This is a genomic window from Streptacidiphilus fuscans, from assembly GCF_015690355.1.
GTDB lineage: Bacteria > Actinomycetota > Actinomycetes > Streptomycetales > Streptomycetaceae > Streptacidiphilus > Streptacidiphilus fuscans.
On record NZ_JADPRT010000007.1, the window covers coordinates 130180 to 156257 of the forward strand.

Annotated in this window: 25 protein-coding genes; 9 read left to right on the top strand and 16 right to left on the bottom strand. The window is 72.5% G+C overall.

The annotated features are described in order from the left end of the window. Positions 1 to 27 precede the first annotated feature (27 nt). On the bottom strand, positions 28 to 600 hold the full coding sequence (locus I2501_RS18380; protein WP_196195172.1) for a nucleosidase: 573 nt from the start codon (positions 598 to 600) through the stop codon (positions 28 to 30). A gap of 63 nt (positions 601 to 663) precedes the next feature. On the opposite strand from I2501_RS18380, the gene I2501_RS18385 reads away from it, so the two are divergent. Continuing rightward, positions 664 to 1332 carry an O-methyltransferase gene (locus I2501_RS18385; RefSeq protein WP_196195173.1) on the top strand — a complete coding sequence of 223 codons (669 nt, stop codon included), beginning with the start codon at positions 664 to 666 and terminating at the stop codon, positions 1330 to 1332. A gap of 57 nt (positions 1333 to 1389) precedes the next feature. Here I2501_RS18385 and I2501_RS18390 read toward each other — a convergent pair whose 3' ends face one another. Then, the gene (locus tag I2501_RS18390) at positions 1390 to 2295 is read right to left on the bottom strand and encodes a spermidine synthase (protein ID WP_196195174.1); all 906 of its coding nucleotides are present in this window, start codon (positions 2293 to 2295) and stop codon (positions 1390 to 1392) included. Between the two features lie 253 nt (positions 2296 to 2548). Here I2501_RS18390 and I2501_RS18395 point away from each other — a divergent pair, with 253 nt between their 5' ends. Together I2501_RS18395 and I2501_RS18400 are read left to right on the top strand one after the other, a co-directional pair. After that, positions 2549 to 3454: a polysaccharide deacetylase family protein gene (locus I2501_RS18395; RefSeq protein WP_196195175.1), complete on the top strand. Its 906-nt coding sequence runs from the start codon at positions 2549 to 2551 to the stop codon at positions 3452 to 3454. A 129-nt stretch (positions 3455 to 3583) separates the two neighbouring features. Next, positions 3584 to 4504, top strand: coding sequence for a DUF6891 domain-containing protein (locus I2501_RS18400; RefSeq protein WP_196195176.1), 921 nt, complete (start codon positions 3584 to 3586; stop codon positions 4502 to 4504). 55 nt (positions 4505 to 4559) lie between these two features. Here I2501_RS18400 and I2501_RS18405 read toward each other — a convergent pair whose 3' ends face one another. Beyond that, positions 4560 to 5339: a glutamate racemase gene (locus I2501_RS18405; protein WP_328806445.1), complete on the bottom strand. Its 780-nt coding sequence runs from the start codon at positions 5337 to 5339 to the stop codon at positions 4560 to 4562. A gap of 68 nt (positions 5340 to 5407) precedes the next feature. Between I2501_RS18405 and I2501_RS18410 the strand changes: the two genes are divergently transcribed. Next, positions 5408 to 6616 (top strand): glycosyltransferase, encoded by a 1209-nt coding sequence (locus I2501_RS18410; protein WP_196195178.1) that lies wholly within the window; start codon positions 5408 to 5410, stop codon positions 6614 to 6616. A 47-nt stretch (positions 6617 to 6663) separates the two neighbouring features. Here I2501_RS18410 and mshC read toward each other — a convergent pair whose 3' ends face one another. Continuing rightward, entirely contained in the window at positions 6664 to 7890 is a 1227-nt protein-coding gene (mshC, locus tag I2501_RS18415) for a cysteine--1-D-myo-inosityl 2-amino-2-deoxy-alpha-D-glucopyranoside ligase (protein WP_196195179.1), read from the bottom strand. A 188-nt stretch (positions 7891 to 8078) separates the two neighbouring features. Between mshC and I2501_RS18420 the strand changes: the two genes are divergently transcribed. Next, positions 8079 to 8876 (top strand): type 1 glutamine amidotransferase, encoded by a 798-nt coding sequence (locus tag I2501_RS18420; protein WP_328806446.1) that lies wholly within the window; start codon positions 8079 to 8081, stop codon positions 8874 to 8876. Between the two features lie 7 nt (positions 8877 to 8883). Here I2501_RS18420 and I2501_RS18425 read toward each other — a convergent pair whose 3' ends face one another. From I2501_RS18425 to I2501_RS18435, 3 genes are all read right to left on the bottom strand, one after another. Then, positions 8884 to 9660 (bottom strand): SCO1664 family protein, encoded by a 777-nt coding sequence (locus I2501_RS18425; RefSeq protein ID WP_236046683.1) that lies wholly within the window; start codon positions 9658 to 9660, stop codon positions 8884 to 8886. 65 nt (positions 9661 to 9725) lie between these two features. Continuing rightward, positions 9726 to 10295: a DUF3090 domain-containing protein gene (locus I2501_RS18430; protein WP_196195181.1), complete on the bottom strand. Its 570-nt coding sequence runs from the start codon at positions 10293 to 10295 to the stop codon at positions 9726 to 9728. Between the two features lie 186 nt (positions 10296 to 10481). Then, positions 10482 to 11174, bottom strand: a complete 693-nt coding sequence (locus I2501_RS18435) for a histidine phosphatase family protein (protein WP_196195182.1) — start codon at positions 11172 to 11174, stop codon at positions 10482 to 10484. Between the two features lie 106 nt (positions 11175 to 11280). Here I2501_RS18435 and I2501_RS18440 point away from each other — a divergent pair, with 106 nt between their 5' ends. The 3 genes from I2501_RS18440 to I2501_RS18450 all read left to right on the top strand — a co-directional run bounded on the left by I2501_RS18440 (position 11281) and on the right by I2501_RS18450 (position 12789). After that, the gene (locus I2501_RS18440; RefSeq protein WP_196195183.1) at positions 11281 to 11787 is read left to right on the top strand and encodes a DinB family protein; all 507 of its coding nucleotides are present in this window, start codon (positions 11281 to 11283) and stop codon (positions 11785 to 11787) included. A 28-nt stretch (positions 11788 to 11815) separates the two neighbouring features. Further along, positions 11816 to 12103, top strand: a complete 288-nt coding sequence (locus tag I2501_RS18445; RefSeq protein ID WP_196195184.1) for a DUF1905 domain-containing protein — start codon at positions 11816 to 11818, stop codon at positions 12101 to 12103. A gap of 293 nt (positions 12104 to 12396) precedes the next feature. Then, complete coding sequence (locus I2501_RS18450; RefSeq protein ID WP_196195185.1) at positions 12397 to 12789, top strand: SH3 domain-containing protein; 393 nt, start codon at positions 12397 to 12399, stop codon at positions 12787 to 12789. Positions 12790 to 12876: 87 nt separating this feature from the next. Here I2501_RS18450 and I2501_RS18455 read toward each other — a convergent pair whose 3' ends face one another. Beyond that, the gene (locus I2501_RS18455) at positions 12877 to 13554 is read right to left on the bottom strand and encodes a TetR/AcrR family transcriptional regulator (RefSeq protein WP_196195186.1); all 678 of its coding nucleotides are present in this window, start codon (positions 13552 to 13554) and stop codon (positions 12877 to 12879) included. 70 nt (positions 13555 to 13624) lie between these two features. Here I2501_RS18455 and I2501_RS18460 point away from each other — a divergent pair, with 70 nt between their 5' ends. Continuing rightward, entirely contained in the window at positions 13625 to 15232 is a 1608-nt protein-coding gene (locus I2501_RS18460; protein WP_196195187.1) for an FAD-binding oxidoreductase, read from the top strand. A gap of 79 nt (positions 15233 to 15311) precedes the next feature. Here I2501_RS18460 and I2501_RS18465 read toward each other — a convergent pair whose 3' ends face one another. From I2501_RS18465 to I2501_RS18500, 8 genes are all read right to left on the bottom strand, one after another. Further along, on the bottom strand, positions 15312 to 16628 hold the full coding sequence (locus tag I2501_RS18465; RefSeq protein ID WP_408022750.1) for a S53 family peptidase: 1317 nt from the start codon (positions 16626 to 16628) through the stop codon (positions 15312 to 15314). 269 nt (positions 16629 to 16897) lie between these two features. Continuing rightward, positions 16898 to 17716: a phosphate ABC transporter ATP-binding protein gene (locus tag I2501_RS18470; RefSeq protein ID WP_196195188.1), complete on the bottom strand. Its 819-nt coding sequence runs from the start codon at positions 17714 to 17716 to the stop codon at positions 16898 to 16900. 78 nt (positions 17717 to 17794) lie between these two features. Then, complete coding sequence (locus I2501_RS18475; protein ID WP_215909749.1) at positions 17795 to 18739, bottom strand: class E sortase; 945 nt, start codon at positions 18737 to 18739, stop codon at positions 17795 to 17797. Continuing rightward, positions 18736 to 20460, bottom strand: coding sequence for a substrate-binding domain-containing protein (locus I2501_RS40265; RefSeq protein WP_328806448.1), 1725 nt, complete (start codon positions 20458 to 20460; stop codon positions 18736 to 18738). Before I2501_RS40265 ends, I2501_RS18475 begins: the two co-directional genes overlap by 4 nt. Continuing rightward, positions 20457 to 21599, bottom strand: a complete 1143-nt coding sequence (pstA, locus tag I2501_RS18485) for a phosphate ABC transporter permease PstA (protein ID WP_328806449.1) — start codon at positions 21597 to 21599, stop codon at positions 20457 to 20459. The genes I2501_RS40265 and pstA overlap by 4 nt, the downstream gene beginning before the upstream one ends. Positions 21600 to 21606: 7 nt before the next feature. Next, on the bottom strand, positions 21607 to 22623 hold the full coding sequence (pstC, locus tag I2501_RS18490) for a phosphate ABC transporter permease subunit PstC (RefSeq protein ID WP_196195189.1): 1017 nt from the start codon (positions 22621 to 22623) through the stop codon (positions 21607 to 21609). Next, complete coding sequence (locus I2501_RS18495; protein WP_196195190.1) at positions 22616 to 25177, bottom strand: hypothetical protein; 2562 nt, start codon at positions 25175 to 25177, stop codon at positions 22616 to 22618. Before I2501_RS18495 ends, pstC begins: the two co-directional genes overlap by 8 nt. 133 nt (positions 25178 to 25310) lie before the next feature. After that, the gene (locus I2501_RS18500) at positions 25311 to 25898 is read right to left on the bottom strand and encodes a hypothetical protein (RefSeq protein ID WP_196195191.1); all 588 of its coding nucleotides are present in this window, start codon (positions 25896 to 25898) and stop codon (positions 25311 to 25313) included. Positions 25899 to 26078 lie beyond the last annotated feature (180 nt).

Below are 26078 nucleotides of genomic sequence, written 5' to 3' on the forward strand. Positions count from 1 at the left end.
CCCGGTTCCGGCCGAGGACTCCCCTGCTCAGCCGAGGTTCTCGCGCACCCAGCGGGCCAGCTCCTGCGCGCAGCCGTCGACCGCTTCCTTCCAGCTCTGCGCGGCGCCCTCGCCCGCCTCGTCGCTGACGTGCTTCACCAGCCGCACCGGCAGCCCGGCCTGACGCACCGCCGAGGCGACGGCGTAACCCTCCATGTCGACCAGGTCCGCCCGCTCGGCCAGCCGCTTGCGCGCGTCCTCGTCCGCGACGAAGAGGTCCCCGGTCGCGAGGACCGGCCCCCGGCCGCTCAGGCCGATCGGCAGCCCGTAGCTGACGCCGGTCAGGCCCGCCAGCAACTCGGAGTCGAGGTCGTGCTGCAGCACCGCGCTCACCTCGTGCGTCCCGGCCAGGCCCGGCTTCAGCGCCCCGGCCGTGCCCAGGTTGACCACGTTCGTCGGACGCGGGCCGCGAGCCAGCACGGCGGCCACCGCGGTGGCCGCGTTCACCTTGCCCATCCCGGTGAGCAGCACCGGAAGGTCGGTGGAGAGGTGGGCCGCTTCCTCCGCGACGGCGACGACAAGAAGCGGACGGGTCGGGTCAAGATCTCCGATGAGGCGCATGGAGCCATGCTAACCAGCCGGGAAATGCCCTTGGACAAGGCCTTCTGCAGTTACTTTGGCGACATGAGCACCCATGAGAACTGGACTGCTGTCGACAGCTACCTCACGTCGACGCTCGACCTGCTCGACCCCGCACTCGACAACGCGCTCAAGTCGAGCGCCGCCGCCGGCCTGCCCCACATCGAGGTCTCGGCCCCGGCCGGACGGCTGCTGCGGCTGCTGGCAGAGCTCCAGGGCGCCCGCCGGATCCTGGAGATCGGCACGCTCGGCGGCTTCTCCACGATCAACCTGGCCCGCGGACTCGCCGAGGGCGGCCGGGTGGTCACCCTGGAGTACGACCCCCACCACGCCGAGGTGGCCGCCGCCAACATCGAGGCGGCGGGCCTGACGGACCGGGTCGAGATCCGGATCGGCAAGGCGCTGGACACCCTGCCGCAGCTGGAGCTCGAAGGCCGCGAGCCGTTCGACCTGGCCTTCATCGACGCGGACAAGCAGAACAACCCGAACTACGTCCGCTGGGCCCTGCGGCTGTGCCGCCCCGGCGCGCTGATCGTGGTCGACAACGTGATCCGCAACGGCGGCGTGCTCGACCCGAACGGCGACGACACGATCCAGGGCACCCGGGCCACGCTGGAGCTGATCGAGAGTGAGCCGCGGCTGCTCGGCACGGCGGTGCAGACCGTCGGCGCCAAGGGCTGGGACGGCTTCGCCCTCGCCCGCGTGCTGGACTGACGCCGCAGCGCCTGTTGCGGGCCCTCTTGCCGGGCGCTTCCGGGCGCATCCGACCGTTCAGACCGAGAAGGCCCCGTCCGGCGGGGGCGGGGACGGCACCGCCGTCGCGTCGGTGACCGGCCGGACCCTCGCCGCCAGCGCGGCGGCCTCCTCCCCCGCGACGACCCGCGCGGGGAAGGGGTCGCCGGCAGCGCGCCGGGTCAGCCCGGCCACCGGGAGCGGACGGCTGGAGGCCACCAGCACCACGTTCCCGTAGCGGCGCCCGCGCAACACGGACGGCTCCGCGATCAGCGCCAGCTCCGGCAGCACGGTGCGGACCGTGGCGATCTGGCCGCGCAGGAAGTCCAGCGGCGCGCCGTCCGCCAGGTTCGCCGCGTAGACGCCGTCGGCGCGCAGCACGCGGGCGACCATCCCGGCGAACTCGACCGAGGTCAGCGCCGCCGGGATGGTGTGCCCGCCGAAGACGTCGGCGACCAGCAGGTCGGCGCTGTCGGGCGGACAGCTCGCCAGGAAGGCGCGGGCGTCGGCAGCGTGGACGGCGGGCTCCGGGCCCTCCGCGCCCCTGCCCCACGGCAGGACCTCGCGGACCAGCGCGATCAGCCCGGCGTCGAGCTCGGCGACCTGCTGCCGCGAGCCGGGACGCGTAGCGGCGAGGTAGCGGGGCAGGGTGAGCGCGCCGCCGCCCAGATGCACGACGTCGAGCGGCGCGCCCTCGTCCGCGCAGAGGTCCGCCACGTGGGCCAGCCGCTGGACGTATTCGAACTCCAGGTACTGCGGGTCCGTCAGGTCGACGTAGGACTGCGGCGTGTCGTCCATGGTGAGCAGCCAGCCGCCAGGCCGGTCCACGTCGGGCAGCAGCCGGGCCGTGCCCAGATCCACCTCCCGGACGACGGGACGGTCGTCCGCGTGGTCGCCCGTGTGGTCGTTCGGCAGAGCATCCGGTGAGGGCGGCTGAAATGTCATGCGCACATTCTCTTCTCGGTTCGTCCAGGACCGAAATCGAGGGCTCCGGACCGGGAATTCCAGGCTTCTCCTCGCGATCTCCACCTGATGTCCACGGATCATGGAAGCCGCAGGTCGCACCGTAAAGTCACACCAATCCCAACAGGCGCAGAGGCCGCGAAAAACTCATCGACAAAAATCGCGTACCGCGTACAACCTTCCTCCGAAGGCGCGTGTCTTCCATGTGTCCGAAGCCGCCACCGAAGGGAAGCCCGTGCGACAGTCGACCCACGTCACCACGGTGCCACTTCTGCGGGCCCGCACCGCCCGCCGACTCGCGGTGCTGACGTTCCGCGAGGTGTTCGACCGCGGCGTCTTCGAGGCGCAGCTCGACCGGGTGCTCCGGTCCGCCACGCCGGTCTCCGTGACCCAGGTCGAGCAGGCGATGACGGGCGGCCCCAGCCTGCCCCCGCACAGCGTCCTGCTCACCTTCGAGCACGGCCACCGCAGCGTGGCCACCGAGGCGCTGCCGCTGCTCGCCGCCCGGCGGGTGCCGGCGCTGGCGTTCGTGGTCGCCGGGCTGGTGGACACCGACCGGCCCTACTGGTGGGACGAGGCCGAGTACCTGGTGGCCCAGGGCGGTTGGGCGCGCTGCCTGTCCGGCCGCGGGGGCGGCCCGGTCACCGAGAAACTGGCCGCCATGCCCGACCCCGACCGCCGCCGCAGCCTGGCCGAGCTCCGGGTGACGGCCCGCCACCGCGCCCCCTCCGCCCCGCAGCTCACCACCGACGACCTGCACCGCCTGCTGGACGCGGGCATCGCCGTCGGCAGCCACGGCCTCGACCACGCCCGGCTCGACCGCTGCGACGAGTACGCGCTGCGCGAGGAGATCGTCGGCGCCCACGAGCGGCTTGGCGAGCTGACCGGCACGGCCACGACCTCCTTCGCCTACCCCGAGGAGACCCACGACCTGCGCGCCGTGGCGCTGCTGCGCGAGCTGGGCTACCGCAGCGCCTTCCGCAACGACGGCATGCTGGTCGACACCCGTGGCGGCCTCCCCGACCCGCTCTGCATCAGCCGCCTCCGCGTCGACTCCCGCACAGCCCGCACCCGCTTCGACGCCGCCCTCTCCGGCTGGGCCCCGAGCCGCCGCCTGCGCGGAGCCCTCCAGGAGGCTTGAAGCGATCGGGCGTCTCGCGACCGCCGGGCCAGCCGGGACAGCCGGCTCGGCGACGGCTGAAACGCTGTCACCAGGCTGATGCCGAAAGCAGATCCACGGTTGTCAGTGGCGGGTGCAAGACTCCTGGTCATGCTCCCCGTCAGCGTGTACACCGAGCGCACCGCGCGCCTGCTCCGCCCGACCGCCGAGGCCCTGGGCGCGCTGGTGCGCGGTATCGGCGATCCGGGCGACCGCTTCCTTGTCGCCGGCCGCGTGCCCGATCTGCCTGACGTCTACTTCCAGATCTGGCACGAGAACGGCGGTGACTACACCGTCGAGCATCGCGACGGCGCGCCGGTCCGTCACTTCCGGACGCGCCTGCCCGACGCCGAGCAGGTCGTCGCCGCGCTGTTCGGTTGGGCCCGTGTCCAGGACACCTGGGACACCGGGCTCTCCTGGGAGCGGCTGGAGGACTGGGACGAGGCACCGCCCGTCCCTCCTCTGGAGCTGCCGGAGGAGGACCTCCGCGCCCTGGAGGACTGCCTGCGGGGACTGTTGACCTGCGGTTACGTCACCCTTGAACAGCTGACCGAGACTGCCGAGGACTACCTGGTCGACGACGGCGTGCGCCCGGTGTCGGGACCGCAGGCCGCAGCCCTGGCGAACCGGTTGTGGCGCGAGCGCGTCGCCGAACAGACGTCATGGGTGGGCGAGACCGACCCGGAGCGGATCACCCGGGCGTTCGACGCACTGGAGGAGCGCGGGATCACCGCGCGCGAGCACTTCACCTGCTGCCGCAGTTGCGGCCAGGCGGAGATAGGCGCGGAGGCTGAGCCGGGCTCACGCGGCTTCGTCTACTTCCACAGCCAGTCGGCCGAGGGCGCGGCCTCCGGCGGCGCGCTGCACCTGCACTACGGCGGCTTCGACGGCTCCGAGCAGACCACCCGCGGGATCGGAGCCGAGGTCGTCGCGGCGCTGGAGCAGGTCGGGCTGTCCCCCGAGTGGGAGGGCGATCCGTCGCAGGCCGTCCTCCTCCCTTCACTGGACTGGCGCAAACGACTGGTCGGCTGAGGGACGGCCCGACGGCCGCGGTTTCCGAATCCCGGTCCCTACCCGGCGTTCGGCGCTACCGCAGGCCCGCAGTCGACCGGTCGCTGATCGCGCGGCCCTCGGCGTAGGCGAGCGCCTCCGGGGCCAGCTCCTCGACGCGGCCGCTGCGGATCACGGTCAGCGTGCCGCCGCCGGTCTCCCGCAGGGGGCGGGCCCGGCGCAGGGCCTGCTCGGCGACGGCGCGGGCGGAGCCGAAGAAGGCGAGGTCCGGGCAGGTGCCCGCAAGGGCCGCGGCGATCTGGTCCCGCAGCATCTCGTAGTGGGTGCAGCCGAGCACCAGCGCCCGCGTCCCGGGCGGGGTCTGCGCGGCGGCCGTCGCGACAATCTCCGCGGTGGCCTCGGCGTCGGCGTACTCGACCGCGTCGGCGAGCCCCGGGCAGGGGATCTCGGTCACGTCCACGTCGGCGGCGAACTCGCGGATCAGGCCGCGCTGGTAGGCGCTGCCCGTGGTCGCGGGGGTGGCCCAGATCGCGACCGGTCCGCCGGACGCGGCGGCGGGCTTGATCGCGGGGACCGTCCCGATCACCGGGATGTCCGGCTCCAGCTCGGCGCGGATCGCCTCCAGCGAATGCACGGACGCGGTGTTGCAGGCCACGATCAGCGCGTCGGGCTTCTGCTCCGCCGCGGCGCGGGCCACGGCCACGGCGTGCGCGGTGATGTCCTCGGACGTGCGCGGGCCCCACGGCATGCCGTCCGGGTCCTGCGACAGCACCAGGTCAGCGTCGGGCCGCAGCGTTCGCAGCGCGGCGGCGGCAGCCAGCAGGCCGATACCGGAGTCCATCAGTGCGATCTTCACAGGGTCCGACCCTATCCGATCCGCGCTCCGGAGGCGTCCGGCAGCACAACTGCGGCATACTCGCGCGGGTGACCGCGCTGAGCTTGATCGCATGGGTGTCCCTGCTGGCCTGGGCCTGGCTGGCCTTCGGTCAGGGCCGGTTCTGGTGGACCGACCTCCGGCTGCCGCCACGCGATCCCGGCGCTCCCCGACCCAGCGTGGCCGTCGTCGTGCCCGCCCGGGACGAGGCGGAGGTGCTGCCGCTGAGCCTGCCCTCCCTGCTGGCCCAGCAGTACGCAGGCGAGGCCCGGGTGATCCTGGTCGACGACGGCAGCACCGACGGCACCGGTGACCTGGCCCGCAAGCTCGGCGAGGCCGCCGACACCCTCCCCCTGACCGTCACCTCTCCGGGCGAGCCGCCCGCCGGCTGGACCGGCAAGCTCTGGGCGCTGCGGCACGGCGTCGAACTGGCCGGGAACGTCGAGTACCTGCTGCTGACCGACGCGGACATCGCCCACGCGCCCGACTCCCTGGACAGCCTGGTGGCCGCCGCCGAGACCGGGCGGGACCGCAATGCGGGCAGCGGCGGCTACGACCTGGTCTCGCAGATGGCCAGGCTCAGCACGGCGACCCGCTGGGAGCAGCTGATCGTCCCGGCCTTCGTCTACTTCTTCGCCCAGCTCTACCCCTTCCGCTGGAGCAACAAGCCGGGCGCCCGGACCGCCGCGGCGGCGGGCGGCTGCACGCTGGTGCGCCGCGAGGCGCTGGCCGAGGTCGGCGGGGTGGCCGCGATCCGGGGCGCGGTGATCGACGACGTCAACCTGGCCCGCCTGGTCAAGCGCGGTGGCGGCCGGACCTGGATCGGGCTCGGCGACCGGGTGGACAGCGTCCGCCCCTACCCGGAGCTGGGACAGCTGTGGCGGATGGTCTCCCGCAGCGCCTACGCGCAGCTACGGCACAACGTCCTGCTGCTGGTCGGCACGGTGCTGGGGCTGGCGCTGATCTACCTGGTCCCGCCGGTGCTGTTGGTGGTCGGGCTGGTCACGCTCGCGCCGACGGTGATCGTCCCGTCGTTGGCGGCCTGGGCGCTGATGGCGGTGACCTTCCGCCCGATGCTCGCCTACTACGGCCGCCCGGCGGCCGAGACGCTGCTGCTGCCGTTCACGGCGTCGCTCTACCTGCTGATGACGGTCGACTCCGCGATCCAGCACTGGCGCGGACGCGGCGCCGCCTGGAAGGGCCGCACCTACCCGGCCCCGGACCAGCACGGCGAGGAGAGCGAACTGCCCGCCCGCTGAGAGTTCCAGCGGACGGGCAGGTACGACAACCGTTCAAACAGCCGTGCTCAGAGCGCGACGCCCATGAGCGCGTCGACCGTACGGGAGACCAGGCCCGGTGCGCCGGTGTCCGCGCCGCCCTCGGCCTCCTGACGCGCGGCCCAGGCGTCGACCGCCGCGAGCGCGCGGGGCGTGTCCAGGTCCTCGGCCAGCGCGGCGCGGACCTCGGCCAGCAGTGCCGTGGCGTCCGGGCCGTCAGGACGGGAGACCGCGGCACGCCAGCGGGCCAGCCGCTCCTGCGCGCCGCTCAGGTCGGCGTCGGTCCACTCCCAGTCACTGCGGTAGTGGTGGCCGAGCAGCGCCAGCCGGATCGCCGCCGGGTCAACGCCGTCGCGCCGCAGCGCGGAGACGAAGACCAGGTTGCCCTTCGACTTGGACATCTTCTCGCCGTCGAGGCCGACCATGCCCGCGTGCACGTAGTGCTTGGCGTACGGGTGGGCGTCGGCGTGCACCTGGGCGTGCGAGGCGCCCATCTCGTGGTGCGGGAAGACCAGGTCGCTGCCGCCGCCCTGGAGGTCGAAGCCCATGCCCAGGTGCTCCAGCGCGATCGCCACGCACTCGATGTGCCAGCCGGGTCGGCCGTGGCCGAGCTCGGTGTCCCAGGCGGGCTCGCCCGGACGGGCGGCCAGCCAGAGCAGCGGGTCGAGCCGGTGCTTCTTTCCGGCCCGGTCCGGGTCGCCGCCGCGCTCGCCGAAGTAGCGCAGCATCTCGTCGGCGTCGTAGCCGGAGACCTCGCCGAAGCGCGGGTCGGAGGCGACGGAGAAGTAGATGTCGCCGTCCAGCTCGTAGGCGGCGCCCTTGGCCAGCAGGTCCTTGATGATCGGGACGATCAGCGGGATCGACTCGACCGCGCCGACGTAGTGGGCCGGCGGCAGCATCCGCAGCGCCGTCATGTCCTCGCGGAACAGCGCCGTCTCACGCTCCGCCAGCTTCACCCAGTCCTCGCCGGTCGCGACGGCGCGCTCCAGCAGCGGGTCGTCGACGTCGGTGACGTTCTGCACGTACACGACCTGGTGGCCGGCGTCCAACCAGATGCGCTGGACCAGGTCGAACGCGTTGTAGGTGGCGGCGTGGCCGAGATGGGTGGCGTCGTAAGGGGTGATCCCGCAGACGTAGAGCCGGGCGGTCGGCCCGGGGCTGGTCGTCTGCAGACCGCCGGTCGCGGTGTCGTGGATGCGCAGGGGGTGTCCCTTGCCGGGAAGCAGGGGCACCTCGGAGGCGGGCCAAGCATGCATAGCCTTGACTCTAACCGGCTGATCATTCGATCCGCTAACGACCTTCTGTGATCAGCCATGATTGGCCGTGATTGGCGGCGATCAGCCGTTGTCGACCTTGATCGGTCGCACGTGCATGCGAGGCCCGGTCGCGGGGTAGAGCGTCAGTCGTCGGCGGATCGGGGAGCCGGATCGGGGAGGCGTGCGCTGTGACGGAGATCCCGGCGGTCCTTGTCGTGCAGCAGGAGGACGCGGCCGGTCCCGGCATCGTCGGGGCGGCGCTTGCGGCGGAAGGCCTGCGGCTCGACGTCCGGCATCCGTGGCGCGGCGAACCGCTGCCCGAGCACCTGGGCGGCGTGTCCGGGCTGCTGGTCCTCGGCGGCGCGGCGAACTGCGACGACGACACCACCGCACCCTGGCTTCCGTCCGTCCGGGCGCTGGTCCGCCAGGCGGTGGACACGGAAGTGCCGCTGCTGGGGATATGTCTGGGCGCGCAGATCATGGCGTCCGCGCTGGGCGGCCGGGTCCGGCCGCGCGCCGAGGGCGCCGAAGGGACCGGCACGCAAGCCGAGACCGGCGGGGTCGGCGGGCAAGCCGGACGGCCGCCGGAGGTCGGCGTGGTGCCGCTGCGCCGGCTGCCGGACGTGGCCAGCGACCCGGTCCTGTGCGGGGTGCCCGAGGGCGCACCTGCCGCGCAGTGGCACTGGGACGACATCGTGGCGCTGCCGCCGGGCGCGACCCCGCTGCTGACCGGGGACGCCTGCGAGCACCAGGCCTTCCGGATCGGGCGTGTGGCCTGGGGCGTGCAGTTCCACCCCGAGGTGACGGGCGTGGACGTCGCGGCATGGGCCGCCTCCGACGGTCCCGCCGTGCGGAAGGCGGGCGCCGACCCGGACGCCGCCGTCGCGCAGGTCCGTGCGGCCGAGCCGGAGCTCCGCACGCTGTGGACGGCGACCACCCGCGCCTGGGCCGCGCAGGTCCGCGCCGCCCACCGCCCCAACGATTGACGCCGCGTCAGATCGGCGGCCAGGGCACGCTCGGCCACTCCTGCGACGGGAGCGGGTGACGGCCCTCCTTGAGCAGCCCGTCCACCCGCGCTCGCGTCGCCGCGATCTCACGCTCCGTCAGCAGCGGTGCCAGCGCCTCGCCGAGAGCGCCGTCCAGCTCCTCCCGGAGACCGCCGAGGACCTGCGTCGCCTCGTCCGTCAGCGGCTCGCCCGCCCAACCCCACAGCAGCGTGCGGAGCTTGCCGGGGACCGCGAAGGTCACCCCGTGGTCGATGCCGTAGAGCCGTCCGTCCGCCGCCGAGAGGAAGTGACCGCCCTTGCGGTCCGCGTTGTTGAGCACCGCGTCCAGCACCGCGAGTCGCCGCAGCCGTTCGTCGTCGGCGTGGACGAAGAGCGCGGTCTGCCCCGGCTCGACCTCGGCCAGGCCGATGGCGTGCCAGCCCGGGGCCGGGGTCTCCCCCGGCTGGAGGGCGATCAGCTGGGGCGCGTCGTCGTCCTCCTCGACCCATATCTGGCACATGCCCTCGCCGAACGGCCCGTCCCTGAGCACCGTCGGCGGGATCAGCCCCCAGCCGGTCGCGGCCGAGACCAGGTACGCCGCGGTCTCGCGTCCGGCGAGCGTGCCGTCGGGGAAGTCCCACAGCGGGCGTTCGCCGCGCACCGGCTTGTGGACGCAGACCGCCGTGCCCAACTCCGGGTGGGTGACGGTGCAGTAGAAGACCGCGTTGGACGCCGAGGTGACCCGCCCGTGGACGGTCAGGTCCCCGTCGCGCAGCAGCGGCAGCGCGCGCTCCGGGTCCGCCGCGAGCGCCGCGCTGGCGACCGCGTCCGCCTCGGGGACGGCGGCGCTCAGCGCCGGTAACCGTTCTGGCGCGGGCACACGTGGCCCTCCGGATCCAGCGGCAGGCTGCAGAACGGGCACGGCGGGCGGCCCGCCGAGACCAGCTCCAGCGCGCGCTTGGCGAAGACCCGGGCCATCGCGCCGTTGAGCCGGACGCGCAACAGCGACGGGCCGTTCTCGTCGTCCTCGAAGAGCGCCGCCTCGTCGGCCTCCTCACCCTCGCCCTCGATCACGGCCTGTGCCTCGACGACCAGCAGCTGCACCGCGTCGTCCCAGGCCAGGGCCATGGTGCCGACGCGGAACTCCTCGTCGATGGGCGTGTCGAGCGGGGCGCTGTCCATCATCTCCGGCGGAGCCAGTGCCGGGACCGTGGTGCTCCCGCCGCTGCGGCGGACCACCTCGTCGAGCAGCTCGTCCACCCGCTCGGCGAGCGCGGCCACCTGGCCCTTCTCCAGCAGCACGGTGGTGATCCGGCCACGCGCGCTGGCCTGCAGGTAGAAGGCGCGGTGGCCCGGCTCGCCGACCGTTCCGGCCACGAAGCGCTCGGGAGGGTCGTAGAAGAACACCTGGCGGGGCACGATGCTTGCTCCACGGGATCGGGGGCTTCGAGCTGGTGGCTCGTTTCCTCGGACTGCGACGGGACTGACTTCGACGGGACTACTGGTACCTGGGACGGGGGACCCAGGAAATGACCTGTACGACTGCCTGTTCGATGGACATGACGGTAGCTCTCGTGGTGTCCACCCTACCTACGGACCTTGACCTCAGCGGGTTCCGGTCGATCCGCCGACCACGGCGTCGTCACCCTCCGGGCGCGGCCGGGGCGCGAACCCCGCCAGCTCACCGGTGTCGCCGAGCCGCAGCAGGTAGGGGCGGACCGGGGTGTAGCGGATCGCGGTCACCGAGGCGGGCTCGACCGAGATCCGCTGGAACAGGTCCAGATGGAGGCCGAGCGCGTCGGCGACGATCGCCTTGATGATGTCGCCGTGGCTGCAGACCAGCCAGAGCGCCTCCGCACCGTGCTCGCGCTCGATCTCCGCGTCCCACTCGCGGACGCTCTCGACCGCGCGGCGGCTCATCTCGCGCAGCGACTCACCGTCCGGGCCGGGGAACGTCACCGCGGACGGCTGGGCCTGGACGGTGCTCCAGAGCGGTTCCTTGGACAGCTCGGCCAGGCTGCGGCCGGTCCAGTCCCCGTAGCGGCACTCGCCGAGACGCTCGTCCATCCGCAGCGAGAGCTCCGGCCGCGCGGCCAGCAGCGGCGCGACGGTCTGCCGGCAGCGGTCCAGCGGGCTGCTCACGACGGCGCTGAGCGGCAGTCCGGAGAGCCGCTCGGCCAGGCCCTTGGCCTGCTGTTCCCCCTGCTCGTCCAGCGACACCCCCGGACTCCACCCGGCCAGGACCCCGGAGGAGTTGGCGGTGGAACGGCCGTGGCGGACGAGCAGCAGAGTCGGCATGGTGCCCAGGGTAGATCACCCGCCCGAACAGGCGGCCGTGCGGACGGACGACTTCCACGGAAAAAGCGCCGCGGGCTGTCAGTGGCCGCTGCTAGCTTGCTCGGACATGACGACCACACCGGAGCTCCCCCGCGACGAGAAGTCCATCCTGCTGCGCAGCATGGAGCGTCACCGCGACGCCGTGCTGTGGAAGCTCGACGGCCTGGACGACACGCAGTTGCGCCGCCCCATGGTGCCGTCCGGCACCAGCCTGCTGGGCCTGGTCAAGCACCTGGCCGCGGTCGAGTACGGCTGGTTCTGCGAGCCCTTCGGGATCGAGACGGAGCCGCTCCCGTTCGACGACAACGACCCCGAGGCCGACCTGCGGCTCCGTGACGACGAGACCACCGCGGACGTCCTCGCCTTCTACTCCCGCGCCCGCGCGGCGGCCAACGCGGCCGTCGAGGCGACCGGCCTGGACGCGGAGGGACGTGCCTGGTTCGGGGAGACGGTCACCATGCGCTGGGTGCTGGTCCACATGATCGAGGAGACCGCCCGTCACGCCGGTCATGTCGACATCCTCCGCGAGCTGATCGACGGCAAGACCGGCGACCACGACCGCGCCGACGACTGACGGGCGGCGACGAGTGACCGGAGCGATCGTGCAACTCCACTTCAGCGGCAGCGTGTTCGAGTGGCGCGGCCCTGCGCCGTACTACTTCGTCGCCCTGCCCGACGAGCAGTCCGCCGATGTGCGCGAGGTGGCCGCGCAGGCCAGCTACGGCTGGGGCGTGATCCCGGTCGACGCCCGGATCGGCGGGACCGCCTTCTCCACCTCGCTCTTCCCGAAGGACGGGGGTTATCTGCTGCCGCTGAAGAACGCCGTGCGCAAGCCGGAACGCCTCGCCGAAGGGGACGAGGTGACGGTGGCGTTGACGGTTCGCTTCTAGCAACTGCCCACCTCGGCAGAGGCGTTGGGCCGCGACGAGTCCCTTACCTGGAGGACGGGTCGGCCGCAGGTGTCGTCCAACGACGCGTGAGCGCAAGGGCAGGGACAAAAGCCGCGAATCGCTACCCATAGTGACAAGTTGCCGACTCCTGGTGACGTGCATAGCGTGAGTCTCGACCGGTCCGGAACCACGGATGACGTTCCAGGGCCGTCTTCGAGGGGTGACCGCCGCCTTGTGGCAGCAGGCCCCCATTCCTCGGCCCGAAGTGGGCCGCCTCACCAGGAGATTCGTAGATGCTTCTGCAGTCGACGATTCGCAAGATCGCCTCCGTCACGGCCATCGGCGCGCTCGCCACGCTGGCCGCGGCGGGGACCGCCTCTGCCGCTGCGCCGCAGATGGCTCCGGCCGCGCAGGCCAAGCCCGCCATGGCGATGCACCACCATCACCACCTCTACGAGGGCAGGGTCATCGCCCGCACCGGCCTGCTCATCCGGAGCGGCCCGTCGCAGAGTGCCCCGGTGATCGGCTCGCTCAACTACGGCCAGACCGTCTGGATCGTGTGCAAGGTCAACGGCCAGTGGATCGACGGCAACCCGCGCTGGTACAAGCTGGCCGACGGCCGGTGGGCGTGGTCCTCCGCACGCTACATCGTCAACATCGGCCCCGCGCCGCGCTGGTGCCACTGATCCACAGCACCGCAACGCCAACGCCGGTCCGCGCCCGGGTCCTCGGGCACGGGCCGGCGTTCGCCATTGCCCGCGAGGCGCAACGACTCAGACGCCGCCGACGCCGTCACTCTCAACATCGCCCAGTTCGACGAAACGGGTGACGGCGAAGAGCCGGGCGCAGCGACGCGCCATCGCGTCGGGCGACTCCTCGGGGTGGTTGATCCACCAGCGGACGAGCGCGGTGCACAGGCCACGCCACGCGTACATCAGCGCGTCGGCGTCGAGCGGATCGCCGGATCCGGCCGCGTGCAGCAGGTCCGCGGAGCCGATCGCGGCGAGGTCGTCGATGGCGTCGCGGTAGTGGTCGGCGCGCTCGGCGGCCTCGCTGCCGGGCGGCAGCGACGGGTCGTAGAGCACGAACCACGCCCGGCGCTCCCCGTCGAGCGCGGTGAACAGGGCCCGCAGCACCCGCAGGGGCGTGGGCGACGCGTCCGCGCCCGGCTCGGCCATCGCGGCACGGATGGCGTCCAGCAGCCGATCGCCCACCGGTTCGAGGCAGGCCAGGTAGAGATCCTGCTTGCTGCCGAAGTACTGGTGCAGCAGCGGCTTGGTGACCCCGACGCGGGCGGCGACCGCGGCGACGGTGGTGCCCTCGTAGCCGTGACGGCCGAACTCCTCGGTGGCGGCGGCGATTACCTGTTGTTCGCGCGCGGCCCTCGGCACGCCCTTGGTGCCCGCCTTGGCACCGGTCGCGCTACCGGCCCGCGGGTGCAGCGTTGTCATGGGACCCGATCTTACCCTAGGGTAATTTTCCGTTGGGTAAGTTCATCGGATCCCCGCTGGGAGCACCGTCATGTCCACAGCCTCGCCCCTCCCCGGCACCTCGCGCACCCGCTCCTGGTGGGGCTGGGGCTATGTCGACGCCCATCCCGACGACGCCGAGTGCCTGGCGATGGGTGCACTGCTGCCCGGCACCTTGGCCCGTCCGCTGCCGATACCCCGGGTCGCCGACCTGGACATCACCCGCCCGGCCGTGACGCCCCCGTCCGCGCTGGCGCACCTGGTCACCGCCGATCCCGAGGCGCGCGCCGCCCACGCAATGGGCAAGGCCTACCGCGACGTCGCCCGCGCCCTGCGCGGCAGGCCTGGCCGGATCCCCGACCTCGTCGCCCTCCCGACCTGCGACCAGGACGTGACCGACCTGCTCGACTGGGCCGGTGACCACGACGTCGCCGTCATCCCCTTCGGCGGCGGCTCCTCGGTGGTCGGCGGCGTGGAGTACCGCGGCGACGCCCACCGCGCCGTGCTGTCGCTCGACCTGACCTCGATGGACCGGGTACTGGAGATCGACGCCACCAGCCGCTCGGCGCGCATCCAGGCCGGGGCCCTCGGGCCGGTACTGGAGCAGCAGTTGCGACCCCACGGTCTGACGCTGCGTCACTTCCCGCAGAGCTTCGAGTTCTCCACGCTCGGCGGTTGGCTCGCCACCCGGGCGGGCGGGCACTACGCCACTGTGCACACCCACATCGACGACTTCGTCCAGTCCCTGCGCGTGATCACGCCCGCAGGCACGAGCACGTCGTGGCGGCTGCCCGCGTCCGGGGCGGGGCCGTCGCCCGACCGGCTCTTCCTGGGCTCCGAGGGCACGCTCGGCGTCATCACCGAGGCGTGGATGCGGCTGCAGCAGCGGCCCGTCCACAAGGCGTCGGCATCCGTCTCCTTCACCGACTTCTCCCGCGCGCTGGACGCGGTGCGCGCCATCGCGCAGTCAGACCTCGCGCCCGCCAACTGCCGTCTGCTCGACCCGGGTGAGGCACTGCTGTCAGGTGCCGCGAGCGACGGGTCGTCCGTGCTGGTCCTCGGCTTCGAGTCCGCCACGTCCCGCGTCGACGACCGGCTCGCGAGCGCGCTGGACATCGCCCGCTCCCACGGTGGCCAAGGGGACGACGAGGAGCGCAACTCCCCGGCCGGCGCGGGCGGTTCCGCCGTGAGCGCGTGGCGGTCGGCCTTCCTCCGGATGCCCTACATCCGCGACGGCCTGGCCCGCGTCGGCGCCGTCGTCGAGACCTTCGAGACCGCGGCCACCTGGGACACCGTCCCCGCCCTGATCGACGCCGTCCGCACCGAGGTCGGCGCCGCCGCGCTGAAGGCCACCGGCCACCCCGCGACGGTCAACTGCCGTCTCACGCACGTCTATCCGGACGGCGCCGCGCCCTACTTCACCGTCGCCGTCGCCGGCCGTCCCGGTGACGAGGTCGCGGTCTGGGACGAGATCAAGGCGGTCGCGACCGAGGTCCTGCACCGCCATCGCGCCACCATCACCCACCACCACGCGGTCGGCCGCGACCACCGCCCGGGCTACGACCTCCAGCGCCCGGCCCCGTTCGCCCTCGCGCTGCAGGCCGCGAAGGACGCTCTGGACCCGCACCACGTCCTCAACCCCGGCGTCCTGATCGGCTGAGCGACGAGACGCGGGACACGCCTGTGGGGCCGGTCGGACGACCGGCCCCACAGGGGTTAGCGAGCTGATGCCGTCAGCGTCAGCTGCCGCTGCCCGCGGTGAAGGCGGTCAGACCGTTCGGGGTACCGAGACCGGTCGGGCCGTCGTAGCCGGTGCCCGCGGTGCACAGGTAGCTCGGGGTGCAGCCCGAGCCGCTGTTGCTGCCGGTGGTCACGTCGTTCAGCGCCGAGGTGTGCTGGTACGGGTACTGGGCCGGGTTGTCGTTCGCACCCGGGGTTCCCGCGTCGGCGTAGACCGAGGCGATGATCGGCGAGGACGCGCTGGTCCCGCCGACGACCTGCCAGCCGTTGGACTGGTAGCTGTCGTAGACGGCGACACCGGTCGCCGGGTCGGCGACGGCGGAGACGTCGGCGACGGTGCGGTTGGAGCAGCCGGTGTCGGTCTGCCAGGTCGGCTTGGTCTCGTACGCGGAGCAGCCGGAGCCGGTGCCCTCGGTCGAGTTGGTGTACCAGACCGACTCGGACCAGCCGCGCGAGCTGGAGTCCTTGGTCAGCGACGTGCCACCGACGGCGGTGACATAGGGCGACGCCGCCGGGTACTCGACGCCGTAGGCGCTGTCACCGGCGGAGGCGGTGATCACGACGCCCGGGTGGTTGTAGTAGCTGCTGTCGGTCTGCGTGTCGGAGGAGTCCTCCGAGCCGCCGTAGCTGTTGGAGACGTACTTCGCCCCCATGGTGACCGCCTGGTTGACGGCGGTGCCCAGGTCGGAGGTGTTGGCGCTGGACGCCTCGACGAGCAGGATGTGCGCGTTCGGCGCGATCGCGGAGACCATGTCCAGGTCCAGGGAGATCTCCCCGGCCCAACCGGCGTCGGCGGTGGGGTAGTTGCTGCCGCCGTTCTCGTCGACCTTCTGGAAGCAGCCGTTGGCGGTGGTGCAGGCGGGCAGCCCGTACTGGGCACGGTAGGAGCCCAGGTCCGCCTCGGCGTTGGGGTCGTCCTGCGCGTCGACGATGGCGATGGTGGCACCCGCGCCGCCGTTGGCGGGGATGTTGTACGCGCTCAGCAGGTCGCTCGGACCGAAGCCGTCGGGCGTCGCGGCCGGGCTGTCGGCGCGCAGGGCCAGCGCGTGCGGCTCCGTCACGTCCGTGCGGACCAGCGCGAAGCAGGAGGCCTGGTGCGCCTTCGGAGCGGCACACTCGTGCCGGTAGTGCACGTTCGCGTGGCCGTGGCCGGCGTGGGCCGAGGCGAGGACCGGCGCGGCGAGCGGTGCGGCGTTCGGCGCGGTGGTCGCAGCCTGGGCGATGGGGCTGGCGGCCAGGCCGGCCACGGCTATGCCGAGGGAGACCATCCCGGTCAGGGCCGTACGGGCCCGGCCGGAGTGGAGGGGGTTGCGCATGTGGGGAGCTTCCTCTCAGATCACGTGACGCCTCCGTGCGGAGTGGGGGGCGCCAATTGACGTCGTGTCACCACGACGAGTGGTGAGTCGGATGGCACGAGAGTGAAGCAGAGTTGTCAGACACGGGTCAATAGATCTCGCCCAGAAACCTCTCAGTTTCCTCTCAGCGATCTGTGACCTTTGCCTCATTGAAAAACGGCCATTTGTCGGGTTTCAAGACCTTGCTGACCCCGTTCCTGCTGATGAACAGCTCAGGACGTGACGACCGGTCAGCCGAAGCGACCTGCGACGTAGTCCGCCGTGCGCTGGTCTCGCGGGCGTTCGAAGAGGTCCTCGGTGGAGCCGTGTTCGACGATCCGGCCGGGGGTGTCGTGGCTGGCCAGAAAGAACGCGCAGGACTGCGAGACGCGCTGGGCCTGCTGCATGTTGTGGGTGACGATGACGATCGTCAACCGCCCGCGCAGCAGCTCGATGGTCTCCTCGACCCGGCGGGTGGAGGTCGGGTCCAGCGCGGAGCAGGGTTCGTCCATCAGCAGCACGTCCGGCGAGACGGCCAGGGAGCGGGCGATGCAGAGCCGCTGCTGCTGTCCACCGGAGAGTGCGCCGCCGGGAGACCGCAGGCGGTCCCGGACCTCGGCCCAGAGGCCGGCCTGCTGCAGGCTCGTCTCCACGAGGTCGTCGCGCTCGGCCTTGCCGACCTTGATGCCGGCCAGCTTGAGCCCCGCAGCGACGTTGTCGTAGACGGACATCGCCGGAAACGGATTCGGCCGCTGGAAGACCATGCCGATACGCCGCCGCACCTTGGCCGGCAGGCGGCCGGGCGCGTAGACGTCCTCACCGGCCAGCAGCACCTGTCCGGCCAGCCCGGCCCCGCGCACCATCTCGTGCATCCGGTTGAGGATCCGCAGGTAGGTGGACTTGCCGCAGCCGGAGGGGCCGATCAGCGCGGTGACCTCCCCGGCCGGCATGACGAGCGACACCCGGTCCAGCACCTTGCGTTCGCCGAACCACGCGGAGACCCCACGGGTCTCCAGACCGTGCACGGTCAGGGGCAGTTCGACCGTCTCGACGAGATCGGCGTCGGTCATCGGTTCTCCATCGGCTCGCGGTGCGCCACCGGTTCGGTGATCGGGTCAGTAGAGGTCGGTGATCGGGTCGGTGTTCGGTCAGTAGAGGTTGGGGAGCAGGGCGGCGGCGTTCTCGTAGACGCACCACACCAGTGCGGTGAGCACCGGGGCGAAGACCAGGTACGCCGCCGACCGTCGCCACCGCAGCGCGGCGATCACGGCGAGGGCGGTCGCGCCGCACAGCGCGAGCATCCAGAGCTGGAGCGGGGCGACCGCGTCCGGCTCTCCGGCCATGGCCTTGTCGGCGGGCACCTGGGCCGGACGGCCGCCGGGGTTCACCGCGGCGGAGCCCTGCAGATGGGAGCTGACCAGGACGGTGCCCGTCGGGATCCAGGACGAGTTGCCGGTGGCCAGGATCAGCCGTGCGCTCGCGTCGCTCACCACCGGGTGCGCGCCGGTGCCGAGGCCGTCGACGACGTAGGTGAAGCGGCCCTGACCGGTGGTCACGTCCACCGCGTTGCCCACTCGCAACGCGTCCAGGTGCGCGAAGGGACCGCCGAACGAGGTGCGGCGGCCGAACACGACGGCGGCGCCCGTCTGGCCGGGGAGCGCGGTGTCGCGCCGGTGGCCGGGGCCGCGCATCAGGTCGCGGGCGGTGGTCCCCTCGACGACCACGGCATCGCGCAGGCCGATCGCCGGAATGGAGATCACCGCCACCGGCGTGCCGTCGGGCGCCGCACCCACCGGGGCGATCGCGTTCTCCAACTCGTTGGCGAACGTGCGGTGTTCGGTCGACTGGAAGTGCTGCTCCTGGAGCCCGCTGACGGCGAGCAGGAACACCACGAATCCCAGCAGCAGCGTGCCGAGGAGGGTCGCCGCGAAGGCCGTGCGCGCGACGACGGCACGCGAGCGTCCGCGGGAACGGCCGCGCGGGGGCGGGGCCTGCTCGGGACGCCGCCCCGAGGCGGGCGCGGTGGTGTCGTCGCGACCGTCGTCCGGGGTCGGTCCGCCCGGCGAGGCCTGCTGGGTGGCGAGGGCGCTCACCGGTCACCGCCGCCCGGGGTGGGGCCGTCGCCCGCCGCACGCCGACGACGCCTCAGATAGGCGCCGAGCAGCGGGGGCAGGGCGACGACGCCGAGCAGTTCCACCCCGGTCAGGCCGGAGAGCATCCAGTCGTCCTGGCCACCTGCCAGGGCCACGACGGTGGCCGCCCCGGCGGAACCGACCCCGCCCGAGCCCGCAACTGAGCCGGTCCCCGCGCCGACCGGGACGACCTGTCCCGTCTGCGGGTCGATGACGGTCCCGCCGCCACCCGCGGCTCCCCCGGCCGCGCCGCCGGTCCCCGCGGAACCGCCCGTGCCCCCGGTGCCGCCCGACGCTCCCCCGGCGCCCCCTCCGGAGCCGCCCGAGCCGCCCCCGGAGCCGCCGGCCGTGCAGTCGAGCGGCGCGCCGAGCTTGTCGCACGGGCTCGGCATCGGCGCGGTGGTGAGGACGGTCAGCTGCCCGGCCGAGTTGAAGGTCGGATTGGGGCAGTTCTGCAGCGTGTTCGGGTTGACCCCGCCGACCTGGCCGGGGATGTGGCTGACCTGGAGCAGTCCGCCGCGCACCAGGTTGCGCGGGATCGGCGAGTAGCCGAGCTGCGCCGCCTCGCCCTGACCGGCGCAGAGGATGTAGTCGATGTAGGTGCTCAGCGCGGCGCCCTTGTCGTTGCTGAACCTCGGCGGCACCGGCAGCGAAGCGCCCCCGCGCGGCACGATGAGATAGCTGTAGCTGGAGATCGGGTACGACCGCGGATCGGTCATGGTGTAGACGCCGTCGAGGTTCTGCTGCAGGTAGTTGGGGTCGCTCGGCGAGGTGTTGTCGTCGACGCCGCGGATCTTGGCCGCCGTCAGCGCCACCGCCACGTTGGACGCGGTGGGCAGCGAGTAGTACCCGGCCGGGTTGAGCACCTTGACGACGGGCCAGTTGGCCCGCAGCGCGTAGGCGTACTCGTCGTAGCCGATGGTGCCGAGGCCCGTCGGACCCTGGATGTAGTTGGCGACGACGTCCGAGCCGTTCTGGGCCACCATGTGGCCGGAGGCCGGGTAGAACTCGGTGTAGTCACCGCAGACCACCCCGAGCACCTGGCGGCAGTAGGCGTCCCACTCGCTCTGGTGGGTGTGCTCCATGTACCGGGTGAACTGCGCGGTGGCGCCGGACCCGTCCGAGCGGACCACCGGGGTGATCGGGATGTGCGGCAGCGTGCCGCCGTAGTCGTGCAGGATCGCCGGGTCGTCCCAGTAGGTGATCTGCCCGGTGAAGATCTTGACGATGGTGTCGGGCGACAGCCGCAGGTTGGTCACCTGCTGCCCGCCGACCTTGAGGTTGTACATGAAGGCGGTGCCGCCCGCCGTCACCGGGACGTACGAGTAGCCGTAGTTGGGCTTCTCCGGCTGTCCGAGCCCGTACTGTCCGCCCGCGCCCGCGCCCGCGCCCGCGTCGGCGGTGGTGCGGAACGGGACGTCGGAGGCGGTGAAGTCGTCCTGCCCCTGGGACCAGTTGTTCCGTCCCGCCGCAGACCCGTCCGGGTTGAACTGGATCACGATGCCCTGGGGTTCGACGTCCAGACGCCACTGGTCCAGCGCCGGGCCCGCCCAGCTGGAGCCGTCGCCGTTGAGCGAGGTCGAGGCGAAGCCCGGCTGGGTCTGGAACAGCTGCACCAGCATCAGCGCGGGCAGGGCCAACAAGAGGGCCAAGGTCCGCTTCCACGCGCGATGTCCAGTCACCGCGATCCTCCCTGGTACGACCGGCCGGCCAGGAGCCGCGCGGTGACGAACAGAACGAGTACGACGAACATCAGCAGCAGCCCGGCCGCGAAGGCGCGGGCCACCATGTCGGAGGACGGGTAGCGCACGTAGTTCCAGATGAACAGCGGCAGGCTGACCTGGTGGTCGTTGAACGGGTTGGCGTTGAACTGCGCGGTGAAGCCGGAGGTCAGCAGGACCGGCGAGGTCTCGCCGACGCCGCGCGCCATGCCCAGGACCACCGCGGTGACGAGCCCCCGGCGGGCGGTGGGGAGGACCACGCTCCACACCGTCCGCCACTGGCTCGATCCGAGCGCGTAGGAGGCCTCCCGCAGCGTCCCGGGAACCAGGCGGAGCACCACCTCGGAGGCGCGGGTGACGATCGGCATCATCATCACGGTCAGGGCCAACGACGCCGCGAAGCCGCTCTGTTGGAGGCCGAGCGTGAGGATGACCACCCCGAGGACGAAGAGCCCGGCCACGATGGACGGCAGCGCGGTCATGGCCTCCACCACCGTGCGCACCGCGCGGGCCCCGCGTCCGCCGACCTCCGCCAGGTAGACCGCGGTGGCGATGCCGAGCGGCACCGCGAAGAGCGTTGCCAGCCCCAGCTGTTCGAGCGAACCGATCACCGCCGCGAGCGCGCCGCCCGACGTGATCGGCGACAGCGACGCGGTGCGTTCCATGTCCTGCGTGTAGAAGTTGGCGTGCGAGGCCGCGTGCTCGCCCATCTCGCCGACGAAGAAGACCTGGTCGACGATGAGCGCGGTCACCGCCAGCCCGGCGCTGCAGACCACGACCCGGGCGAGGTTCTCGCGCACCGTGCGCGGGTCCCACTGGGTGCGACCGATCCCCCAGTACATGGCCAGGAAGAGGACGTACCAGCTGAGCAGGAAACCCTGCGCGCCGCTGAGCGGGAGCAGGCGCTCGTAGAGCAGCCAGCACAGCGCGAAGGAGCCGACGGCCGCGCCGAGCAGCGAGGTCAGGCCCGGGCCGGTGATCCCGCCGAAACGGATCCGGACCTCGGGCTCGGACGCCGGAGCGGCGGAAGGACCGGTCGCGGGCCCCTGCTGGTCCGGTGGCCCCGACGGGCCGCCGGTCGCCGTTGCGATGGTGGTCACTGTCGCCTCACTCGTTGGTGGCCGCGCCGGAACGCGAGCGGTTGATGACCATCGCGGCCAGCATGTTGACCAGCAGCGTCAGCCCGAACAGCACCAGGCCCGCGGCCATCAGCGCGGAGAGCGACAACGGGTCGGACTCGCTGTAGCGCAGCGCGATGAGGGCGGAGATGGAATTGGCACCGTTCTCCAGCACGTGCCAGGTGACGCTGAAGGAGGGCGAGATGATCAGCGCGACGGCGATGGTCTCTCCCATGGCCCGCCCGAAGCCCAGCATCACCGCGCCGATCAGCCCGCCCCGGGAGAAGGGCAGGACGACGCTGCGGACCATCCCCCACCGGGTGCTGCCCAGCGCGTAGGCGCCCTCACGTTCGCCCTGCGGCGCCTGGGACATGACCTCCCGGCTGAGCGAGGTGACGATCGGGATGATCATGAGCGAGACCACGCAGCCCGCGATGAACGGCGACGAGGTGTAGGAGGTGTCGATGTCCCCGGTCCGCACCTTGAAGAGCGGCAGGACGCCGCCGAGGTGCAGCGCGAGGAAGCGGATGAAGCCGACGATCCGGGGCTGGAGGAAGAACAGCCCCCAGAGCCCGTAGACGATGCTCGGGATCGCGGCCATCAGGTCCACCATGCTGACCAGGGCCGCCTTCAGCCGGGTCGGCGCGTACTCGGAGATGAAGACCGCCGTGGTGAGCGCCACCGGGACGGCGATGGCCAACGCCACCAGGGCGATGATGATGCCGTCCGGCAGCACCGCGGCGATCCCGAAGACGTGGGCCTCCGGATGCCAGGCGGACTGGGTGAAGAAGGACCAGCCGGTGGCGCGCAGCGCCTCAAGACCGCGCAGCAGCAGGAACAGGGCGATCAGGCCCATCAGCGCGAAGACGGAGAACCCGGCGGAGCGCAGTCCCGTCCGGAAGAGCCGGTCCGGCAGGGTCACCGGCGTCTCGATCCGGCGGGGCCGGTCGGCGGCTCCGCCGTCGTCCGGCACGGACGCGTCGGGCGCGAGGGTCGCCTCAGCCACGGCCGCCTCCCAGGCGGGTGGCGCGCAGACGCCGGAGCAGGCGCCTGGTCGACCGGTTCAACCGCTCGCCCGCGTCCGTGGTGGTGAGCACCAGCGTCGTCGGACCGCCGACCAGCAGCACCGCGCCGGTGATCAGCAGGATCGGCAGCAACAGCCGCTGGCTGCCGACACCGTCCGCACTGCCGGAGGCGATCGGAACGGAGCCGAGCGCCTGCGGGTGGGAGCCCTTGGCCGTGGCGGGCTTGACGCCGGATCCGCCGGAGGCGCCCTGGGTGGTACCGCCGCTGGTGCCGCTGACCGTCCCGCCACTCGCTCCGCCGGCGAGTCCGGCGCCGCCCGACAGGCCCCCGGCTCCGCTGCCGCCGCCGCTCCCTCCGCCGCCGCCGGAGGGGGACGCACCGCCGCAGGCGGCCGAACCGCCGCCCTGGTTGCCGGGCTTGGCGCTGTCCTGGTGCAGCACATGGCAGGCGGCGGCTGCCGTCTGGGTCAGCTGACCGCTCGTCAGAGGAATAAATCCGTAGGCGAGCTGCCCCGGCTGGAAGCCGGTGGTCTGCGCGGCCGGGGCGATGACGTGCTGGAGGAAGTCGGACAGCTTGCTCGCCTTGGTCGTGCTGAGACCGTGCGTCGGCACCATGGCGTACTGGACGGTGGTCAGCGGATAGGCCGACGCGTCCTTGGCGAAGCCGGTGCTGCCCGCGTTGCTGTACGGGAGTTGCTGGGTGCCGGTGGTGGCGTTGACGGCCATGTCGGCGACGGCGGCGGACATGGACGCCTGGCTGAGCGCGACGTACGCGCCCGCCGGGTTCAGCAGTTGGGCCTGCGGCATCGAGTAGGCCGCCGCCTGGCCCTCGTCCAGGATCGCCATCACGGCCCGGCTTCCGGCCGGTTCCGGCCCCGCCTTGTCGTGCTGGCCGGTGGGGTCGGGGAGCCAGTCCAGGTCGGTGGGCTGGGCCTGGAGCATGTTGCGGGCCACCTGGACCAGGCCGCCGAGCAGCGGGTTCCACTCGTAGCCCTTCATGTGCGTCACCGACCCGTCCGGGCTGGTGCCGGAGGCGTCCTGCGGGATGAACGCCTCGACCGGGTAGCCGGAGAAGGTCGGCTGCTCGTAGTAGGTGTCCACGCGCATGCCCCAGGGATCCGGCTTGCCGGACAGGAACGCCGCGGCGTCGGGGTCGGCGGCGATCCACGAGGTCAGCTGCTGCACCAGGTCGGTGGTCCCGCCGACCACGATCGGCAGCGCGGCGCCGCCGTTGAGCGAACCGCAGGACGGCCAGTGCGGCCCGTTCGGGCCCGTGGGGTTGAGCGCCAGGAACTCCGGGTCCTGGTAGATGCAGGCCGGGTTGCCCTTGGTGGACGCGTAGGCGTCCGCGTTCTGCTGGCCGACGTACGACTGGGTCAACTGCTTGGCCAGCAACCGGGCGTTGAGCTTCATGGAGGTGATCGGCGCGCCGGTCACCGCGTCGTCGGTGTAGAACGCGACCGCGATGCCGCTGGTGGCCAGGGGCGCGTAGACGTACGGCCGCGGCGCGGGCGCGGTGTCGGGGTACGCCGTGAGGGCCCCGTCCGGGCCGGTGCCGCTGAGGAAGGCGCGTCGCGCCTGTGGCTCCCCGCCGCCGGGGGTGTACTGGACGGAGAGCGGCGCGCTGCCCTGGCACAGGCCCGAACGCCACTCCTGGAGCAGGCGGTTGGCCATCTCCAGACCCTGGAGCGAGAAGTCGGCGGCGCGGGCGGCGCAGTCGGCGGCCGTGGGCGCGAACGCGAGCGGGATCACCACCCGGTGGCTCCAGGCGCACTGTTCGCCGTCGTTGAAGCCGGTGAACACGTCCTGCTGGCTGAAGTTGGCCTGGGTGGCCTCGCCCGGCAGCCCGGTCGGGTTGTCGGCGGTGTCGTAGGTGTGGTCGCCGCAGCCGCCCGCGGTGCCCAGCGCCTGGCCGTACCCGAGGGCGTCACCGCCGTAGTTGGGCTCGACCACCAGCGAGCAGGCGTGCGTGTTGTCACAGCCGAGGGTCTGGCTCTCGTGGCTGGTCCACACCTCGATGTCGGCCGACCCGGTGCCGTCGGGCCGGGTCACGGCCACGGCCTTGTTGGAGGGGAACTCCGGGTCGTTGACCACACCGGCCGGCAGGCTCTGCTGGAACCCCTTCTTGGGGTCGCCGCCGTAGAGGGTGCTGCCGTAGCAGTCGACGACCGAGGGGTTGCTGCCCCGGCACTCGTAGACGCGGACCGCGTACAGGGCGTTGGCGTCCGTGGCGGTGACGAAGGTCGGCGGCGGATTGCCCGGCGTCGGGGTGAAGCCGGACCAACTCACGTGGATCACCTGGTCGGTGAGGTCGGTGGCCTGGCTCACCGTCACGCTCCCTGGCGGCCCGTAGGTCCCGGTCGTCGGCTGCCAGACCGGGGGGCCGGGAACCGTGAGGGAGCCGCCGCTCCCGGCCGCGGCCGATGCCGGAGCCGCCGCCAGAGCGGGGGCCGCCGGGGGCAGCACACCCGCCAGAAGCAGCAGTACCGCACCCAGGGCCGCCGCAAGGACGGCGACGACGTGTCTCGATCGCATCTGCGCACTCCCGTCATGTGTGTGGCCCATTTCGCCTGTCCCACATGACATGTGACGGACCGGCAGATGTATGAGGCGCCAACGGGACGCCCCTTGAGGGGGGTTCCTCGAGGGACGTCCCGTCGGCGGTGGGTCAGGAGGCGGGCGTGTAGCTGAGCGTCAGCGCGCCGACCGCGGCGCCGCCCTGGAAGAAGGCGGTGTGCAGGGCGCCGTCCAGGTAGGCGGCCCCGGCCGGGTCGAGGTCGGACTCGGACGCGCTGAACGTCTGCACCCCGCCGCTTGCCGACACCGAGAGGTCGCCGCTCGGGTCCAGCAGCGCCACCGGCGCGGTACCGCCCTGCGGGACGCCGGAGAAGACACCGGCGAAGTCGTCGAAGGTCAGCTGGGAGAAGGTCACCGAGTGGCCGGTCGCCACGTCGACGACCGTCAGGCTGCCGCCCAGCTGCGCGCTGCCCACGAACTGGGTCAGGTTCGCGTCGCCACCGGTCACCGGCAGGACGGCGGTGCCGCCGGTCGTGCCGCTCCACGAGGAGGTGGCCGGCGAGCCGACCGAGACGAACAGCCCGTCGCACACGGCGCCGTGGGCGAAGGCGGTGCTCGCGGTGAGCGTGAGGCTGCCGGACGCCGGGGTGGCGGCCGACGCCGACGGCCCGAAGGCCGCCGCGACGCTCGCCGCGAGCGCGGCGGCGGACAGGACGACGACGGAACGCGTGAACCTCATCGGAACTCCTCAACTCGAAGGCCTGCTCGAAGGTCTCCTCGGCGGCCTGCTCGACGTACGGACACACGGCATGGATCGACCCACAGGACGGCGGGGGGGGGGGGGGGGCGCCCCCCCCCCCCCGGGGGGCGCACAAGGGGGCAGGTCGGGGGGGGGGTGGCGCCCACGCCCAGCCGCCGG

Bases quoted from the DNA above. Each gene is read 5' to 3' on its own strand.
- I2501_RS18380 (WP_196195172.1), bottom strand. From the start codon at position 600: ATGCGCCTCATCGGAGATCTTGACCCGACCCGTCCGCTTCTTGTCGTC.
- I2501_RS18385 (WP_196195173.1), top strand. From the start codon at position 664: ATGAGCACCCATGAGAACTGGACTGCTGTCGACAGCTACCTCACGTCG.
- I2501_RS18390 (WP_196195174.1), bottom strand. From the start codon at position 2,295: ATGACATTTCAGCCGCCCTCACCGGATGCTCTGCCGAACGACCACACG.
- I2501_RS18400 (WP_196195176.1), top strand. From the start codon at position 3,584: ATGCTCCCCGTCAGCGTGTACACCGAGCGCACCGCGCGCCTGCTCCGC.
- mshC (WP_196195179.1), bottom strand. From the start codon at position 7,890: ATGCATGCTTGGCCCGCCTCCGAGGTGCCCCTGCTTCCCGGCAAGGGA.
- I2501_RS18435 (WP_196195182.1), bottom strand. From the start codon at position 11,174: ATGCCGACTCTGCTGCTCGTCCGCCACGGCCGTTCCACCGCCAACTCC.
- I2501_RS18440 (WP_196195183.1), top strand. From the start codon at position 11,281: ATGACGACCACACCGGAGCTCCCCCGCGACGAGAAGTCCATCCTGCTG.
- I2501_RS18450 (WP_196195185.1), top strand. From the start codon at position 12,397: ATGCTTCTGCAGTCGACGATTCGCAAGATCGCCTCCGTCACGGCCATC.
- I2501_RS18455 (WP_196195186.1), bottom strand. From the start codon at position 13,554: ATGACAACGCTGCACCCGCGGGCCGGTAGCGCGACCGGTGCCAAGGCG.
- I2501_RS18460 (WP_196195187.1), top strand. From the start codon at position 13,625: ATGTCCACAGCCTCGCCCCTCCCCGGCACCTCGCGCACCCGCTCCTGG.
- I2501_RS18465 (WP_408022750.1), bottom strand. From the start codon at position 16,628: ATGCGCAACCCCCTCCACTCCGGCCGGGCCCGTACGGCCCTGACCGGG.
- I2501_RS18470 (WP_196195188.1), bottom strand. From the start codon at position 17,716: ATGACCGACGCCGATCTCGTCGAGACGGTCGAACTGCCCCTGACCGTG.
- I2501_RS18495 (WP_196195190.1), bottom strand. From the start codon at position 25,177: ATGCGATCGAGACACGTCGTCGCCGTCCTTGCGGCGGCCCTGGGTGCG.
- I2501_RS18500 (WP_196195191.1), bottom strand. From the start codon at position 25,898: ATGAGGTTCACGCGTTCCGTCGTCGTCCTGTCCGCCGCCGCGCTCGCG.